Source organism: Kitasatospora papulosa (genome assembly GCF_000717245.1).
Classification (GTDB): domain Bacteria; phylum Actinomycetota; class Actinomycetes; order Streptomycetales; family Streptomycetaceae; genus Streptomyces; species Streptomyces papulosus.
The window spans coordinates 573,791-589,357 of sequence record NZ_JNYQ01000001.1 but is presented as its reverse complement, the minus strand read 5'-3'; the positions used below and the strand labels follow the sequence as shown (position 1 = coordinate 589,357).

Here is a 15,567-nt window from a genome sequence, read left to right as displayed (position 1 = left end):
GCCTTGTTGACAATCGTTTCCACTTTTGTTGAAAATGACTGTCATGAACGTACGCCGCCTCATACCCACAGCCGCCGTCGCCGGAGCAGTCGCCCTCGGCCTCACCACGCTCTCCGCCTGCTCCTCCTCCGACGCGGCCGAGGGCGGGAGCGACGGCAAGCTGAACGTCGTGGCGTCCTTCTACCCGATGCAGTTCCTGGCCGAGGAGATAGGCGGGTCGCACGTCTCCGTCACCACGCTGACGAAGCCGGGCACCGAGCCGCACGACCTGGAGCTCTCCCCGCGGCAGACCGGCGGTCTGAGCGACGCCGACTACATCCTCTTCCTCAAGGGCGTCCAGCCCGCCGTCGACGACGCCGTCGAGCAGGCCGGCGTGAAGAACACCGTGGACGCGGCGAAGCTCACCACGCTCGAGAACCACGGCTCCGAGGTCGGCCACGACCACGGACACGAGGAGGAGGGCGAGGAGCACGGGCACGAGGGCGAGCACGGGCATGAGGGCGAGGAGGAGGCCGGACTCGACCCGCACATCTGGCTGGACCCCGTGAAGTACGCCGAGGTCGCCGAAGGTGTGGGCAAGTCCCTGGAGAAGGCCGACCCGGACCACGCCGCGGACTACCGCAAGAACACCGACACCCTGGTCACCGAGCTGAACACCCTGAACACGGCGTACGAGACCGGGCTGAAGAACACCTCCACCAAGACCTTCATCACCACGCACTCCGCCTTCGGGTACCTCGCCGAGCGCTACGGCCTCACCCAGGAGGGCATCGCCGGCATCGACCCCGAGGCCGAGCCCAGCCCGGCCCGGATCGACGAGATCCACACCGTCGCGGAGGAGAGCAAGGCGACCACCGTGTTCTTCGAGACGCTCGCCAGCGACAAGACCGCCAAGACCCTGGCGAAGGACCTCGGACTGAAGACCGGCGTCCTGGACCCGCTGGAGGGAATCACCGACAAGTCCGCCGGCGCTGACTACATCGAGGTCATGAAGTCCAACCTGACCGCGCTGCAGAAGGCACTCGGCGCGAAGTGACCCAGGCAGCACCCCGAACCGCACAGGAGGCGATCGTGCCCGAGCCCAGTACGCCAGAAGCCGTGATCAGCATGCGCGGAGCCACGGCGACGCTCGGCGCACGCGCCGTGCTGCGCGGAGTCGACCTCACCGTCCACCGCGGCGAGGTCGTGGCCCTGCTCGGTGCCAACGGATCCGGCAAGTCCACCGCCGTGCGCTCCGCCATCGGCCAGGTGCCGCTCACCGGCGGGACCGTCGAGCTGTTCGGCACGCCGCTGCGCCGCTTCCGCGCGTGGTCCCGCGTCGGATACGTGCCGCAGCGCACCACGGCGGCGGGCGGCGTCCCCGCGACGATCCGCGAGGTCGTCTCCTCCGGGCGCCTGTCCCGTACGAAGCTCGGACTGCCCGGCCGGGCGGACCGCGCGGCCGTGGACCGGGCCATCGAGCTCGTCGGCCTCTCCGACCGCGCCAAGGACTCCGTGAACGCCCTCTCCGGCGGCCAGCACCAGCGGGTGCTGATCGCCCGCGCGCTCGCCTCCGAGCCCGAGGTGCTGATCATGGACGAACCGATGGCCGGCGTGGACCTGGCCAGCCAGGAGATCCTCGCCTCGACACTGCGCGAGCAGGTCGCCGGCGGGGCGACGGTGCTGCTCGTCCTGCACGAGCTGGGCGCCCTGGAGCCGCTGATCGACCGGGCGATCGTCCTACGCGACGGCTGCGTCATGCACGACGGACCGCCCCCCGAGGCCGTCGGCCAGCACGCGCTGCCCGGCCACGACCACGTACACCCCCACGCGGCCTCCGAGCCCGTCCGGACGGGACTGCTGACCTGATCATGCTCGAATTCCTGAACCCCCCCTTCATGCAGCGGGCCCTGATCGCGGCGGTCCTGGTCGGTATCACCGCGCCCGCCATCGGCATCTACCTGGTCCAGCGCCGTCAGGCCCTGATGGGCGACGGCATCGGGCACGTCGCGATGACCGGTGTCGGCCTCGGCTTCCTGCTCTCCACCAACCCGGTGTGGATGGCGACGCTCGTCGCCGTGGCCGGCTCGGTCGTGATGGAGCTGATCCGCTGGTACGGCCGCACCCGCGGCGACATCGCCCTGGCCATGCTGTTCTACGGCGGCATGGCGGGCGGGGTGATGCTGATCAACCTCTCAGACACCGGGTCCAACGCCAACCTGACGTCGTTCCTCTTCGGCTCCCTGTCGACGGTCTCCGAGGAGGACGTCACCGCGATCGTCGTGCTGGCAGCCTTCGTGGTGCTGGTCACCGTGGGGCTGCGGAGGCAGCTGTTCGCCGTCAGCCAGGACGAGGAGTTCGCCCGGGTCACCGGGCTGCCCGTGCGGGCGCTGAACCTGCTGGTCGCCGTGACGGCGGCGATCACCGTCACCGTCGCGATGCGGGTCGTCGGCCTGCTGCTGGTCAGCGCGCTGATGGTGGTGCCGGTCGCCGCCGCGCAGCAGATCGCGAAGTCCTTCAAGGTGACGTTCGTCCTGGCCGTCGTCATCGGTACGGCCGTCGCCCTGGCCGGCACCGTGACCTCGTACTACCAGGACGTACCGCCCGGCGCGACGATCGTGCTCCTGGCCATCGCCGCGTTCATCGTGCTCACGGCGCTCGCCACGCCGCTGGCCCGCAGGCGCGCCAAGGGCGGCGGGAGCGACGCCGACCGGTGCACCCTTGAGGTACCGGCCGCCCGCACGCCGAAGGACGACGTGCAGGTGTGACCGTGACCCCGGGCCGGGCTGGCACAATGGCCCGACAGACGTACGGGCGACACGAGGAGGCAGCTGTGGCGACGGCGCCGATCAGTGGCACGAACGCGGCTCCGGTACGCGGCCGGTCCACCCGGCAGCGGGCGGCGGTCGCGGCGGCGCTCGACGAGGTCGACGAGTTCCGCAGCGCCCAGGATCTGCACGACGTGCTCAAGCACCGGGGCGACTCGGTCGGGCTGACCACGGTCTACCGCACGCTCCAGTCCCTCGCCGACGCCGGTGAGGTGGACGTCCTGCGCACCACGGACGGCGAGGCCGTCTACCGGCGCTGTTCGACCGGCGATCACCACCACCACCTGGTCTGCCGCGTGTGCGGCAAGGCCGTCGAGGTCGAGGGACCCGCGGTGGAGCAGTGGGCCGAGACGGTCGCGGCGCAGCACGGCTATGTGAACGTGGCCCACACGGTGGAGATCTTCGGGACCTGCGCCGACTGCGCGAACACCGAGGGCTGACCCCGCGGGGCTCAGCACGGACGGCTCGCAGGGGCCCCGGCGACGGGGCCCCTGCGGCGTCTCAGCCCTCGGTCCTCTTCTCGTCCTTGGTGATCTCCTCGGCACCGCCGAACCGCCGGTCGCGCCGGGCGAACTCCAGGCAGGCGTTCCACAGGTCACGCCGGTCGAAGTCGGGCCACAGGACGTCCTGGAAGACCATCTCGGCGTACGCGCTCTGCCAGATCAGGTAGTTGGACGTGCGCTGCTCCCCGCTGGGGCGCACGAAGAGGTCCACGTCCGGCATGTCCGGGTAGTAGATGTACTTCGCGAAGGTCTTCTCGTTGACCTTGGACGGGTCGAGCCTGCCCGCGGCGACGTCCTCGGCGATGCGCTGCGCGGCGTCGGCGATCTCGGCGCGGCCGCCGTAGTTGACGCAGAAGTACAGCGTCATTTTGTCGTTGTCCTTGGTCTGCTCCTGGGCGACCTGGAGCTCCTGGACGACGGACTTCCACAGCTTCGGCATGCGGCCGACCCAGCGGATGCGGATGCCGAGCTCGTCCATCTCGTCCCGGCGGCGGCGGATGACGTCCCGGTTGAAGTTCATGAGGAACTTCACCTCGTCCGGCGAGCGCTTCCAGTTCTCCGTGGAGAACGCGTACAGCGAGAGGTTCTTGACGCCCATCTCGATGCAGCCCTTGAGGACGTCCATGACGACGCCCTCACCGACCTTGTGGCCCTCGGTGCGCGGAAGTCCCCGCTCCTTGGCCCAGCGGCCGTTCCCGTCCATCACGACGGCCACGTGCTTGGGCACGAGCTCGCCGGGGATCTTCGGCGGGGTGGCGCCGGAGGGGTGCGGCTCGGGGGTCTTGTACTCACGCCGGTTACGACCGCCGAGCATCCCGCGTACTGCCATGGGCTTCTCTCGTCTCCCTGTGTCACTTTTCCACGTACCGCAGCGAGCGCAGGCCGCGCTCGAGATGCCAGTGCAGATAGGCGGACACGAGTCCGCTCCCCTCCCTGACATGACGCGCCTCGGACGCGTCCGCCGTCTCCCAGTCACCGGTGAGCAAGGCGCTCAGCAGTTCGACGGCCTCCGCCGAGGGTACGACGCTCCCGGGTACCCGGCAGTCGCCGCATATGACGCCGCCCGCCGCCACGGAGAAGAACCGGTTCGGTCCGGGCATACCGCACTTGGCGCAGTCGACGAAGCTGGGGGCGTAGCCGTTGACGGCCAGGGAGCGCAGCAGGAAGGCGTCCAGGATGAGGTTCGGCGCGTGTTCGGCGCGTGCGAGGGTGCGCAGCCCGCCGACGAGCAGCAGGTACTGCTGGACCGCGGGCTCGCCCTCGTGGTCGGTGAACCGCTCGGCGGTCTCCAGCATCGCGGTGCCGGCGGTGTAGCGGGCGTAGTCGGAGACGATGCCGCCGCCGTAGGGGGCGATCGTCTCGCTCTGGGTGCACAGCGGCAGGCCGCGGCCGATCAGCTCGCTACCGCGCGCGAAGAACTGCACGTCCACGTGGGAGAAGGGCTCCAGACGGGCCCCGAACTTCGACTTGGTGCGGCGCACCCCGCGCGCCACGGCACGCACCCGCCCGTGGCCGCGGGTCAGGATCGTGATGATCCGGTCGGCCTCGCCCAGCTTCTGCGTGCGCAGCACGACGCCGTCGTCCCGGAACAAGCTCATGGGTCCATTGTCGCCCACCGGGCCGGGCGCCTGTCGGCGGTCCTCGGCGGGGGTGTCACCCGCTCAGGGCCCCGGGAGGCGCCGACGGGCCCCGGGAAGCCTCAGGAGGGCGTACGCGCCGCCTCGAGCAGCTTCGCCGTGTCCGCGGGGCAGAGCTGCAGCGCACCGCCCACCGTGGTCAGCACCTCGCGCTCCGCCTGGCTGTACGGGCCGTCGGCGAGGGCGATCCGGGCGCCCCGCAGGAGGATCGCCTCCCGGCCGGGCACGGCCAGGTGCGGTGCGAGCGGCTTCAGGACCTCGTGCAGCTCGATGGCGAGGGCGGCACCGCAGGCCTCGGCCGCCGCGTCGCTCCCGTCGCCGTGGCCGGCGTCGGCGGCGAGCACCTCGACGATGGTGAAGAGCTGCTCCTGGGAGCAGTCGTCGAGTCCCGCGTCACGGACGACGGCCGCGGCGGTCTCCAGGACCGTGCGGGAGGTGGTGCCGCCGGCGGCGAGGACCGCCAGGGTGACCGTGTGCACGGCCTCCCGGAGCATGGCGGAGAAGCGGGTGGTGGTGGGGTGGTCGAGGGTGTCCGGCTCGAAGTGCGTCCCGCAGGCGGCGCATTCGACCACGGGGCCGGCGGTTCCCCGGGCCAGCAGTGGCAGTCCGAGGACGGTGAGGCGGTGGCGGCCGGTGAGGCGCCGGTAGTTGCGGTCGCCGCCGCAGCAGGGGCAGAAGAACTCGCCGTCGCCGACGGTGTCCCAGACGGTGCGGATGCCGTAGAGGCGCAGTCCTACGGCGCGTTGTCCTTTGGCTGTCCGCACGTCGCACACCTCCGTGACTCCCCCGTACGCCTTGCGGGCACGGGAGGTGACCCCGCGGCCACATTGCCGCGTTGGACGTGATGTTAGCCACATGCGTGATGTGGCGTCAGCATCCCGGACGTCACAACACCCGGATATGGCCGAACCCCGCCCACCCTCGACGGGTGGGCGGGACTCTCGGGCCATGCGGTTCAGGGGCGTATCCGGCGTTTGTCCGGAATGCCGACTGCGGCGGTCAGCGGGTCGCGCGGTTGACCGCGGAGACGACCGCCTTGAGCGAGGCACGGGTGGTGTTGGCGTCGATGCCGATGCCCCACAGCACCCTGCCGTCGATCGCGCACTCGATGTAGGAGGCGGCCTGGGCGCTCGCGCCCTCGCTCATCGTGTGCTCGGTGTAGTCCAGCAGACGGGCGTCGATACCGATGGCCTGCAGCGCCTCGAAGAAAGCGGAGATCGGGCCGTTGCCCGTGCCGGTCAGCACCGTGTCCGTGCCGTCGACGGTGGCCTCGACGGTGATGGTGTCCTGGCCGTCGCTCCCGGTGGTCGTCTGACCGGAGCGGATCTGCACGCGTCCCCAGGCGTTCTCGGGGCTCGGCAGGTACTCGTCCCGGAAGGTCGACCAGATCTGGGTCGGCGTGACCTCGCCGCCCTCGGCGTCGGTCTTGGCCTGAATGATCCGGGAGAATTCGATCTGCATCCGGCGCGGCAGGTCCAGCTTGTGGTCGTTCTTCAGGACGTAGGCGATCCCGCCCTTGCCGGACTGCGAGTTGACCCGGATGACGGCCTCGTAGGAGCGGCCCACGTCCTTGGGGTCGATCGGCAGGTACGGCACCGCCCACTCGATGTCGTCGACGGTCACGCCCCGGGCGGCCGCGTCGGCCTCCATGGCGTCGAAGCCCTTCTTGATGGCGTCCTGGTGGGAGCCGGAGAAGGCGGTGTAGACCAGGTCGCCCGCGTAGGGGTGGCGCGGGTGGACCTCCATCTGGTTGCAGTACTCGCTGGTGCGGCGGATCTCGTCGATCTGCGAGAAGTCGATCTGCGGGTCGACGCCCTGGGAGAACAGGTTCATGCCCAGGGTGACCAGGTCGACGTTGCCGGTGCGCTCGCCCTGGCCGAACAGGCAGCCCTCGATGCGGTCGGCGCCGGCCATGATGGCCAGTTCGGCGGCGGCGACGGCGGTGCCGCGGTCGTTGTGCGGGTGGACCGACAGGCAGACGTACGGGCGGCGGGTCAGGTTGCGGGACATCCACTCGAACCGGTCCGCGTGGGTGGAGGGCGTCGAACGCTCCACGGTGGCGGGCAGGTTGAGGATGATCTCGCGGCCCTCCTCGGGCTGCCAGACGTCGCAGACGGCCTCGCAGACCTCCAGGGCGAAGTCCAGCTCGGTGTCGGTGAAGATCTCGGGGCTGTACTGGTAGCCGAAGATCGTCTCGTCGCCCAGGATCTTGTCGGCGTACTCCATGACCAGCCGGGTGCCGTCCACGGCGATCTGCTTGACCTCCTCCTTCGAGCCGCGGAAGACCACACGGCGAAAGGTGGGGGCGGTGGCGTTGTACAGGTGGACGGTGGCGCGCCGGGCACCGACCAGCGACTCGACGGTCCGCTCGATCAGTTCCTCACGGGCCTGCGTCAGGACGGAGATCGTCACGTCCTCGGGGATCGCGCCCTCTTCGATGATCGAGCGTACGAACGCGAAGTCGGTCTCGCCGGAGGACGGGAAGCCGACCTCGATCTCCTTGTAGCCCATGCGTACGAGCAGGTCGAACATCTCGCGCTTGCGGGCCGGTGACATCGGGTCGATCAGGGCCTGGTTGCCGTCCCGCAGGTCGGTGGACAGCCAGCGGGGCGCCACGGTGATGCGGTTGTCCGGCCACGTGCGGTCGGCGATGTCGACGGCCTCGTAGCCGCGGTACTTGTGGACCGGCATCCCGGACGGCTTCTGCAGCTGCTTCGCGTTCGTCACCGGCGTCGGGCCGCCGACGGGTTCAGTGTCGGCATCGGTGCGCGCGGGGGGATTCACTGCGGTCATGGCGTACGGCTCCTCTGAGGTCCAGCAGGGGCGGCCGACTGTGTCGCTGCAACAGCGAACTCCGCGGGGAGGGAGCCGGCCTACGACTACAGGCCCTCGCCGCGGCAGCTAAGAAGGAGCAGCCCGAAACGCATGATGCGGCAACACTAACCGAGGGGAGCCTGGTGCGTCGGTCCGTATCAGTATGCGGGATCGGGGGCCCATGGGGACAGAACGGTGATACATCACTCCATTTCGTCAATCGCGATCGCAACCAGTGACAGCGCGATGACGGAGTGCCACAGTCGAATGCATGCAGCCTCGACCGAACAACGGGCTCCAGCCCGTCTTCTGCACCATCGTGCCGCCCCACGTCCTCGACAAGCTGTCCCAGGCCGACGACCCGCTCCTGGCCGATCCCGCACGGCGCACCCTGGAGGCCGACGGGGCCCGGCGCCACCATCGGCGCGTGACCGCGCTCGCCTGGACACCGCAGGCCGCCCGCACCTCGGCCGCGGTTCCCAGCAAGCCCCACCGCACCCTGTACGACTGCCGCCACGGCACGGACCTGCCGGGCGTCAAGGTCCGTGACGAGGGCGACGACCCGACCCGGGACGCCAGCGTCAACCGCGCGTACGCGGGGCTCGGCGCCACCTTCGACCTGCTGCTCACCGAGTACGGCCGCAGCTCGATCGACGGCAAGGGCCTCCCGCTCGTCGGCTCCGTGCACTACGACGAGAAGTACAACAACGCCTTCTTCGACGGCGAGCAGATGGTCTTCGGGGACGGCGACGGCGAGATCTTCCTCGACTTCACCATCGCGATCGACGTCATCGCCCACGAACTGGCGCACGGGCTCACCCAGTACACGGCCAACCTGGCGTACGAAGGCCAGTCAGGCGCGCTGAACGAGTCGGTGTCGGACGTCTTCGGCTCCCTGGTCAAGCAGTACTCGCTGGGCCAGAGCGCGGACCAGGGCGACTGGCTGATCGGCGCCGGGCTGCTCGCCCCACGGGTCAGTGGGGTCGCGCTGCGCTCGATGAAGGCCCCGGGCACGGCGTACGACGACGACGTGCTCGGCAAGGACCCGCAGCCCGCCTCGATGGACGACTACGTCGACACGGACGAGGACAACGGCGGGGTCCACATCAACTCCGGCATCCCCAACCGCGCCTTCTACCTGCTGGCGACGGCCCTCGGCGGCAACGCCTGGGAGCGGGCCGGACGGATCTGGTTCGACGTGCTGACCGGCGGCGAGCTGGCCCAGGACGCGTCCTTCACGGACTTCGCCAGGCTCACCGTCAAGGCGGCGCAGCAGAGGTTCGGGGAGGGCGACGAGGCCGAAGCCGTCCTCAAGGCGTGGTCGGAGGTGGGTGTGCCGACCCGGTGACCGGGTGGATAGCCGCCCGGCGACCGGGTAGATACGGGCAGGGCCGTCCGGACGGGGCAGGCAGGAGCCAGACGCATGCGTATTCAGGTGAGCCGGACCGGCGGGTTCGCCGGTATCGCGCGCCACGGTGAGATCGACACCTCGGGACAGCCCGACGCCTCGGAATGGGAGGCTCTGGCCGAGGCCGTGCTCGACTCCTCGCGGGGCGGGCCGCCCGCGGGAGTACCCGACGGTTTCCGCTACCGGATCACGGTGGGCGACCGGACGGTCGACTGCGCGGACCCTCGGCTCACCCCGGAGCAGCGGACGCTGATCTCCCGGGTGCTGAAGGAGGGCGCGTAGCCCTCGGGTCCCGAGGACGTACACCCCTGGGCCGTGCCCCGCACCGCAGGCGGGGCACGGCCCAGGGGTTCTCGCTCAGAATCCGAGCTTGCGCAGCTGCTTGGGGTCGCGCTGCCAGTCCTTGGCGACCTTCACGTGCAGGTCGAGGAAGACCGGGGTGCCGAGCAGCGCCTCGATGTGCTTGCGCGACTTCGTGCCGACGTCCTTGAGCCGCTTCCCCTTCGGGCCGATGATGATGCCCTTCTGGCTGGGCCGCTCGATGTAGACGTTCGCGTGGATGTCCAGCAGCGGCTTGTCCGCCGGACGGTCCTCGCGGGGCAGCATCTCCTCGACGACGACCGCGATGGAGTGCGGCAGCTCGTCCCGTACGCCTTCGAGCGCGGCCTCGCGGATGAGCTCCGCGACCATGACCATCTCGGGCTCGTCGGTGAGGTCGCCCTCCGGATAGAGCGGGGGGCTCTCGGGCAGCAGCGGGGCGATGAGATCGGCGAGCAGGTCCACCTGGCCTGCCCCACGCCCGTCACCGCTCCTGTCCGAGGAACCGCGTCCCGCCTCCTGCTCCGCCTTGACCGCGGAGACAGGAATGATCTCGGCCCACTCGAAGCCGAGCTCGTCGGCCAGCGCGGAGACGGCGAGCAGCTGCTCGGCGAGCGCCTTGGACTCGACGAGGTCGGTCTTGGTGATGATCGCGATCTTCGGGGTCTTCTTGATCCCGGCGAGTTCCTTGACGATGAACTTGTCGCCGGGGCCGAGCTTCTGGTCGGCGGGCAGGCAGAAACCGATGACGTCGACCTCGGCCCAGGTGGTCCGCACGACGTCGTTCAGCCGCTCCCCGAGCAGGGTGCGCGGCTTGTGGAGGCCGGGCGTGTCCACCAGGATCAGCTGGGCGTCGTCACGGTGCACGATGCCCCGCACCGTGTGCCGGGTGGTCTGGGGGCGGTTGGAGGTGATCGCCACCTTCTGACCGACCAGAGCGTTCGTGAGGGTGGACTTGCCCGCGTTGGGGCGGCCCACGAAGCAGGCGAAGCCGGCCCGGTGGGGGGCGGTGTTCTCAGCCTGCTGCGCAGCAGCTTCTGTGTTCGGTCGAGCGCTCATGGCGCCCATTCTCCCCGATCCGCGCGGCGGCGGTGCACAGCAGGGCGCCGCCGCCCCGGATCAGCCCGCGGTCACCGTGGACCGGAGTGCTCCGTCGGGCCCCGCGAGCAGCACCGGGGTGTCGGGTCCGCCCAGGTCACGGACGGCTGCGCGGTCGGCGTCGGAGGGGGTGGCGGCCTCGGAGACGACGGCCGCCGCCTCCAGGGACGTGGCGCCGGCGGCCACCGCCATGGCGACGGCGGTCTGCAGTGCGCTGAGTTTCAGCGACTCCAGGGCCACGGTGCCGGCGGCGTACGTGCGTCCGGTCTCGTCCCGTACCGCCGCGCCCTCGGGCACGGCGTTGCGGGCTCGGACGCTGCGGGCCAGGGTGACGATCTTGCGGTCCTCGGGGCCGAGGTCGTTGCTGTCGGTCATGCGCCGAGCATACGAAGTGGGAGGGCACCTGCCCCGCGACGGGGTCCGTTCACCCCGGCGCGGGGTACATCTGGCCGCGCCGGGCCTACGGCCGGTCCAGGCGGAGGCGTTCCGCCTTGGGGAGCCCGGCCACCACGAGGTCGTAGCTGTCCTCCACGAGCTCCCGGACCAGCCGGTCCGGGAGTTCGGAGACGGTGACGGTGTTCCAGTGCCGCTTGTTGAGATGCCAGCCGGGGACGATCGCGGGGTGCTCCTTGCGGAGCCGCAGCGCCTCGTCCGGATCGCACTTGAGGCTGACCGTCAGCGGCTGTCCGTCGAGCGCGCCGAGGGCGAACATCTTTCCCAGGACCTTGAAGACGGAGGTCTCCGGCCCGAAGGGGAACTCCTCCGCGCTCGCGTTGAACTCCAGGCAGAACGAACGCAACTCCTGCGGCGTCATACGGCTTCCGTTCCCTCCGGCTCCACCAGCACCGTGACGATCTTGTTCCTGCGGCCCGCCGGGGACTCCGCCGTGAGGCGGAGCTTGCGCCCGTCGGGGAGGTCCACGATCGAGGAGGCCCCGGAGATCGGGACCCGCCCGAGCGCCTTCGCCAGCAGACCGCCGACCGTCTCCACGTCCTCGTCGTCGTAGGCGTCGAGGCCGAAGAGCTCCCCGAGGTCGCCGATGTCGAGCCGGGCGGTCACCCGGAAGCAGCCGTTCTCCAGCTCCTGGACCGGCGGGAGTTCGCGGTCGTACTCGTCGGTGATCTCGCCGACGATCTCCTCGAGGATGTCCTCGATGGTGACGATGCCGGCCGTGCCGCCGTACTCGTCGATGACGACGGCGACGTGGCTGCGCTCCTGCTGCATCTCGCGCAGCAGGTCACCGGCGTTCTTCGTGTCGGGGACGAACGCGGCGGGGCGCATCGCCGTGGAGACCAGGTCCGCCTCGGCCTCCCGGTTGATGTGCGTCTTGCGGACCAGGTCCTTGAGGTAGACGATCCCGACGATGTCGTCCTCGTTCTCCCCGGTGACCGGGATCCGGGAGAAGCCGGAGCGGAGCGCGAGGGTCAGGGCCTGGCGGACCGTCTTGTACCGCTCGATGCAGACCAGGTCGGTGCGGGGCACCATGACCTCGCGCACGAGGGTGTCGCCGAGCTCGAAGACGGAGTGCACCATGCGGCGTTCGTCGTCCTCGATGAGCGACTCCTGCTCGGCGAGGTCGACCATCGCGCGCAGTTCGGCCTCGCTGGCGAAGGGGCCCTTGCGGAATCCCTTGCCGGGGGTCAGCGCGTTGCCGAGGAGGATCAGCAGCTGCGGGACCGGCCCCATGATCCTGGCCAGCGGCAGCAGCACGTACGCCGCGGCCGTGGCGGTGTTCAGCGGGTGCTGGCGGCCGATGGTGCGGGGCGAGACCCCGATGGCGACGTAGCTGACGAGGACCATGACGCCCATGGCGAGGGCCAGCGCCTGCCAGGTCTCCGTGAACTCCTGGAGGCAGGCGTAGGTGACGAGGACCCCGGCCGACATCTCGCAGGCGACCCTCACCAGGAGCGCGACGTTGAGATAGCGGGTGGGGTCGGCGGCGACCTGCTCCAGCTTGGCGCTGCCCCGGCGCCCCGCCCGTACCGCCTCGGCCGCCCGGAAGCTGGACGTGCGCGCGATGCCCGCCTCGGCACAGGCCGCGAGCCAGCCGACGACGATCAGCAGGACGGCACCGGAGATGAGGGGGACGCTCACGAGACGGTGGGGGCGGGGGACGGCCCGGTCAGCCCGCGCTCGCCGCGCCAGCCGTCGACGATCGCCGCCTGGAGACCGAACATCGCGGCCTTCTCGTCCGGCTCCTCGTGGTCGTACCCGAGGAGGTGCAGCACCCCGTGGACGGTGAGGAGCTGGAGCTCCTCGTCCATCGAGTGCTGCGTCTCGGCGTCCTCGCCCTGCTTCTTGGCGACCTCCGGGCAGAGCACGATGTCACCGAGGAGCCCCTGCGGGGGCTCCTCGTCGTCCTTCGCCGGGGGACGGAGCTCGTCCATCGGGAAGGACATGACATCGGTCGGGCCCGGGAGGTCCATCCACTGGATGTGGAGCTGCTCCATGGCGGCGGTGTCCACCACGATCACCGAGAGTTCGGACAGCGGATGGATCCGCATCCGGGCCAGGGCGTAGCGGGCGATGTCGAGGATCGCCTGCTCGTCGACCTCGGTTCCGGACTCGTTGTTGACGTCGATCGACATGGTGCGCTGCGACTACTTCCCGTTGCGGCCGGTACGGCCCTCTGCGTTGTCGTACTTCTCGTACGCGTCGACGATACGGCCGACGAGCTTGTGCCGGACGACATCCTGGGAGGTGAGCCGGGAGAAGTGCACGTCCTCGACGCCGTCCAGGATCTCCTGGACCTGCCGCAGACCGCTCTTCGTGCCGGTCGGGAGGTCGACCTGGGTGACGTCACCGGTGATGACGATCTTCGAGTCGAAGCCGAGACGGGTGAGGAACATCTTCATCTGCTCGGCGCTGGTGTTCTGCGCCTCGTCCAGGATGATGAACGCGTCGTTCAGGGTGCGACCGCGCATGTAGGCCAGCGGCGCGACCTCGATCGTGCCCGCCGCCATGAGGCGGGGGATCGAGTCGGGGTCGAGCATGTCGTGCAGGGCGTCGTAGAGCGGGCGCAGATACGGGTCGATCTTGTCGAAGAGCGTGCCGGGCAGGAAGCCGAGCCGCTCCCCCGCCTCGACGGCGGGCCTGGTCAGGATGATCCGGCTGACCTGCTTGGACTGCAGGGCCTGGACCGCCTTGGCCATCGCGAGATAGGTCTTGCCGGTGCCCGCGGGGCCGATACCGAAGACGATGGTGTGCTGGTCGATCGCGTCGACGTAGCGCTTCTGGTTGAGCGTCTTGGGGCGGATCGTGCGGCCTCGGCTGGAGAGGATGTTCTGGGTGAGCACCTCTGCGGGAGTCTCCGCGCCCTCCCCGTTGCCGTTCCCGCTCGCCCTGAGCATGGCGATCGAGCGTTCCACAGCGTCCTCCGTCATCGGCAGACCGGTGCGCAGCACCAGCACCATCTCGTCGAACAGGCGCTGGATCAGGGCGACGTCCGTCGCCCCTCCCGTCGCACTGATCTCGTTGCCCCGGACATGGATGTCGACGGCCGGGAACGCCGTTTCGATCACGCGCAGCAGTGAATCGCCCGACCCCAGGAGCATCACCATGGGGTGCGCGGCCGGAATGCTGATCCGGGCCGTCGCCTGCTTCTGTGTGGGTGACTGAGTCATGGGCCGGCCCTCGGGCCTGCGCATACCTCCCGTTGCAGGGCTGTCGCGGCTCGACCGCCTCTGGAGTACCAGCGTACGACTCCCCGCCGACAACGCCGAGAGGTTTTACCCGGTGATCATCTGCCTTTCACTGGCGGAAGCCGATGGTCGGCACGGCGCGGCGCCGGGACCAGGACGCGCAGGTGGCGGGGAGCAGTTCCTCCAGGAAGGCGTAGCGCTCCAGGGCCGCCGGGTCCTGGTCCGCGCAGGTGCGCACCTGCTGCCACCAGGCGGCGACCTCAGCCCATCCGGGGGCGGACAGGGATCCGCCGAACTCCTGCACCGACAGGGCGGCGGTGAGACCGGCGAAAGCCAGACGGTCGGCGAGCGGCCAGCCCGCCAGCGTGCCCGTGACGAAGCCGGCGACGAAGACGTCGCCCGCCCCTGTGGGGTCGAGGGCCTCCACCTCGATGGCGGGCACCTCGGCCGCCGCCCCCGTCCGCCCGTCCACCGCGTAGGCCCCTTCCGCCCCGAGGGTGACCACGGCGAGGGGGACCCGCTCGGCGAGGGCGTGGGCGGCGGTCCGCGGGCAGTCCGTGCGGGTGTAGCGCATGGCCTCCTCCGCGTTGGGGAGGAAGGCCAGGCAGTGTCCGAGATCGGGCAGGGCGTCCAGGTCCCAGCGGCCGGTCTCGTCCCAGCCGACGTCGGCGAAGACCAGCGCGCCGTTCCGGGCGGCCGCGGCGACCCAGGGCTCGCTGCGGCCGGGGGTCAGCGAGGCGATGGCGGCCCGGGCGCGGGGCGGGCAGTGGGGAAACGTGCCGCCGGGCACCTCGGCGGCGGCCGGGGCCGGGGCCTCGTGACCGTGCGAGACCATCGTGCGCTCACCCTCGTACGCCATCGAGACCGTGACGGGTGAGTGCCAGCCGGGCACCGTGTGGGACATCGACAGGTCGATGCCCTCGCCCTGTTCGAGGGCGTCCCAGCAGTACTCGCCGTAGTGGTCGTCGCCGAACGCGGCGGCCAGCGAGGTGCGCAGGCCGAGCCGGGCGAGCGCGGTGGCCATGTTGGCGACGCCTCCGGGGCTGGACCCCATCCCCCGCGCCCAGGACTCCGTCCCGCGTACCGGAGCGCTGTCCAGGCCGGTGAAGATGATGTCCAGGAAGACCGTGCCGGTCAGGAAGACGTCGCAGGCCGGATCCTGCGGGGCGCGCAGCCCGAGCAGCGGGTCGATGCCTGGATTCGTAGTGCCCACCTTGCGCTCCCCGGCCGTGGCAGATCTGAACAGTGCGAGATCCGGCCAGTGTGCCGGATGCGCCGCCCTATCCGGAGGGCCCGCGCCGGGCCGCGCACACTCACTCCCACCTGCATAAACATGCGCAG

General features: G+C 70.3%; 17 protein-coding genes. 6 read left to right on the top strand and 11 right to left on the bottom strand.

What is annotated here, in order from left to right:
* The first annotated feature begins 43 nt into the window (after positions 1–43).
* The 4 genes from IA22_RS0102455 to IA22_RS0102440 all read left to right on the top strand — a co-directional run bounded on the left by IA22_RS0102455 (position 44) and on the right by IA22_RS0102440 (position 3,247).
* Complete coding sequence (locus IA22_RS0102455; RefSeq protein ID WP_030122604.1) at positions 44–1,036, top strand: metal ABC transporter substrate-binding protein; 993 nt, start codon at positions 44–46, stop codon at positions 1,034–1,036.
* 35 nt (positions 1,037–1,071) lie between these two features.
* Positions 1,072–1,848 (top strand): metal ABC transporter ATP-binding protein, encoded by a 777-nt coding sequence (locus tag IA22_RS0102450; RefSeq protein WP_014156375.1) that lies wholly within the window; start codon positions 1,072–1,074, stop codon positions 1,846–1,848.
* Positions 1,848–2,747: a metal ABC transporter permease gene (locus tag IA22_RS0102445; RefSeq protein ID WP_179831140.1), complete on the top strand. Its 900-nt coding sequence runs from the start codon at positions 1,848–1,850 to the stop codon at positions 2,745–2,747. The genes IA22_RS0102450 and IA22_RS0102445 overlap by 1 nt, the downstream gene beginning before the upstream one ends.
* A gap of 65 nt (positions 2,748–2,812) precedes the next feature.
* A complete protein-coding gene (locus IA22_RS0102440) occupies positions 2,813–3,247 on the top strand; it encodes a Fur family transcriptional regulator (protein WP_014156373.1) in 435 nt (144 codons plus the stop codon).
* A gap of 61 nt (positions 3,248–3,308) precedes the next feature.
* On the opposite strand, the gene IA22_RS0102435 is transcribed toward IA22_RS0102440, so the two are convergent.
* From IA22_RS0102435 to leuA, 4 genes are all read right to left on the bottom strand, one after another.
* Positions 3,309–4,139 (bottom strand): isoprenyl transferase, encoded by an 831-nt coding sequence (locus IA22_RS0102435; protein WP_014156372.1) that lies wholly within the window; start codon positions 4,137–4,139, stop codon positions 3,309–3,311.
* A gap of 22 nt (positions 4,140–4,161) precedes the next feature.
* Entirely contained in the window at positions 4,162–4,908 is a 747-nt protein-coding gene (recO, locus tag IA22_RS0102430) for a DNA repair protein RecO (protein ID WP_014156371.1), read from the bottom strand.
* A 101-nt stretch (positions 4,909–5,009) separates the two neighbouring features.
* On the bottom strand, positions 5,010–5,711 hold the full coding sequence (locus IA22_RS0102425) for a TerB family tellurite resistance protein (protein WP_014156370.1): 702 nt from the start codon (positions 5,709–5,711) through the stop codon (positions 5,010–5,012).
* A 235-nt stretch (positions 5,712–5,946) separates the two neighbouring features.
* Positions 5,947–7,740, bottom strand: a complete 1,794-nt coding sequence (gene leuA, locus IA22_RS0102420) for a 2-isopropylmalate synthase (RefSeq protein WP_030122603.1) — start codon at positions 7,738–7,740, stop codon at positions 5,947–5,949.
* A 292-nt stretch (positions 7,741–8,032) separates the two neighbouring features.
* Between leuA and IA22_RS0102415 the strand changes: the two genes are divergently transcribed.
* Positions 8,033–9,109 (top strand): M4 family metallopeptidase, encoded by a 1,077-nt coding sequence (locus tag IA22_RS0102415; protein ID WP_014156368.1) that lies wholly within the window; start codon positions 8,033–8,035, stop codon positions 9,107–9,109.
* A 75-nt stretch (positions 9,110–9,184) separates the two neighbouring features.
* Positions 9,185–9,451 carry a protealysin inhibitor emfourin gene (locus IA22_RS0102410; protein WP_030122602.1) on the top strand — a complete coding sequence of 89 codons (267 nt, stop codon included), beginning with the start codon at positions 9,185–9,187 and terminating at the stop codon, positions 9,449–9,451.
* 75 nt (positions 9,452–9,526) lie between these two features.
* On the opposite strand, the gene IA22_RS0102405 is transcribed toward IA22_RS0102410, so the two are convergent.
* The 7 genes from IA22_RS0102405 to IA22_RS0102375 form a co-directional block, all read right to left on the bottom strand.
* Positions 9,527–10,555: a GTPase Era gene (locus IA22_RS0102405; protein WP_179831125.1), complete on the bottom strand. Its 1,029-nt coding sequence runs from the start codon at positions 10,553–10,555 to the stop codon at positions 9,527–9,529.
* A gap of 51 nt (positions 10,556–10,606) precedes the next feature.
* Positions 10,607–10,960 (bottom strand): hypothetical protein, encoded by a 354-nt coding sequence (locus IA22_RS0102400; protein WP_014156365.1) that lies wholly within the window; start codon positions 10,958–10,960, stop codon positions 10,607–10,609.
* Positions 10,961–11,045: 85 nt separating this feature from the next.
* Entirely contained in the window at positions 11,046–11,399 is a 354-nt protein-coding gene (locus IA22_RS0102395) for an MmcQ/YjbR family DNA-binding protein (protein WP_014156364.1), read from the bottom strand.
* Entirely contained in the window at positions 11,396–12,679 is a 1,284-nt protein-coding gene (locus tag IA22_RS0102390) for a hemolysin family protein (RefSeq protein ID WP_014156363.1), read from the bottom strand. Before IA22_RS0102390 ends, IA22_RS0102395 begins: the two co-directional genes overlap by 4 nt.
* Positions 12,676–13,173, bottom strand: a complete 498-nt coding sequence (ybeY, locus tag IA22_RS0102385; RefSeq protein ID WP_014156362.1) for an rRNA maturation RNase YbeY — start codon at positions 13,171–13,173, stop codon at positions 12,676–12,678. Before ybeY ends, IA22_RS0102390 begins: the two co-directional genes overlap by 4 nt.
* Positions 13,174–13,185: 12 nt before the next feature.
* The gene (locus tag IA22_RS0102380) at positions 13,186–14,208 is read right to left on the bottom strand and encodes a PhoH family protein (RefSeq protein ID WP_014156361.1); all 1,023 of its coding nucleotides are present in this window, start codon (positions 14,206–14,208) and stop codon (positions 13,186–13,188) included.
* Positions 14,209–14,335: 127 nt separating this feature from the next.
* Complete coding sequence (locus tag IA22_RS0102375; protein ID WP_030122601.1) at positions 14,336–15,439, bottom strand: carbohydrate kinase family protein; 1,104 nt, start codon at positions 15,437–15,439, stop codon at positions 14,336–14,338.
* Positions 15,440–15,567: the final 128 nt, after the last annotated feature.

Coding starts and splice junctions, on each gene's coding strand:
- IA22_RS0102395 (WP_014156364.1), bottom strand. CDS start 11,399: ATGACGCCGCAGGAGTTGCGTTCGTTCTGCCTGGAGTTCAACGCGAGC.
- IA22_RS0102410 (WP_030122602.1), top strand. CDS start 9,185: ATGCGTATTCAGGTGAGCCGGACCGGCGGGTTCGCCGGTATCGCGCGC.
- ybeY (WP_014156362.1), bottom strand. CDS start 13,173: ATGTCGATCGACGTCAACAACGAGTCCGGAACCGAGGTCGACGAGCAG.
- IA22_RS0102415 (WP_014156368.1), top strand. CDS start 8,033: ATGCAGCCTCGACCGAACAACGGGCTCCAGCCCGTCTTCTGCACCATC.
- IA22_RS0102435 (WP_014156372.1), bottom strand. CDS start 4,139: ATGGCAGTACGCGGGATGCTCGGCGGTCGTAACCGGCGTGAGTACAAG.
- IA22_RS0102455 (WP_030122604.1), top strand. CDS start 44: ATGAACGTACGCCGCCTCATACCCACAGCCGCCGTCGCCGGAGCAGTC.
- recO (WP_014156371.1), bottom strand. CDS start 4,908: ATGAGCTTGTTCCGGGACGACGGCGTCGTGCTGCGCACGCAGAAGCTG.
- IA22_RS0102380 (WP_014156361.1), bottom strand. CDS start 14,208: ATGACTCAGTCACCCACACAGAAGCAGGCGACGGCCCGGATCAGCATT.
- IA22_RS0102400 (WP_014156365.1), bottom strand. CDS start 10,960: ATGACCGACAGCAACGACCTCGGCCCCGAGGACCGCAAGATCGTCACC.
- IA22_RS0102405 (WP_179831125.1), bottom strand. CDS start 10,555: ATGGGCGCCATGAGCGCTCGACCGAACACAGAAGCTGCTGCGCAGCAG.
- leuA (WP_030122603.1), bottom strand. CDS start 7,740: ATGACCGCAGTGAATCCCCCCGCGCGCACCGATGCCGACACTGAACCC.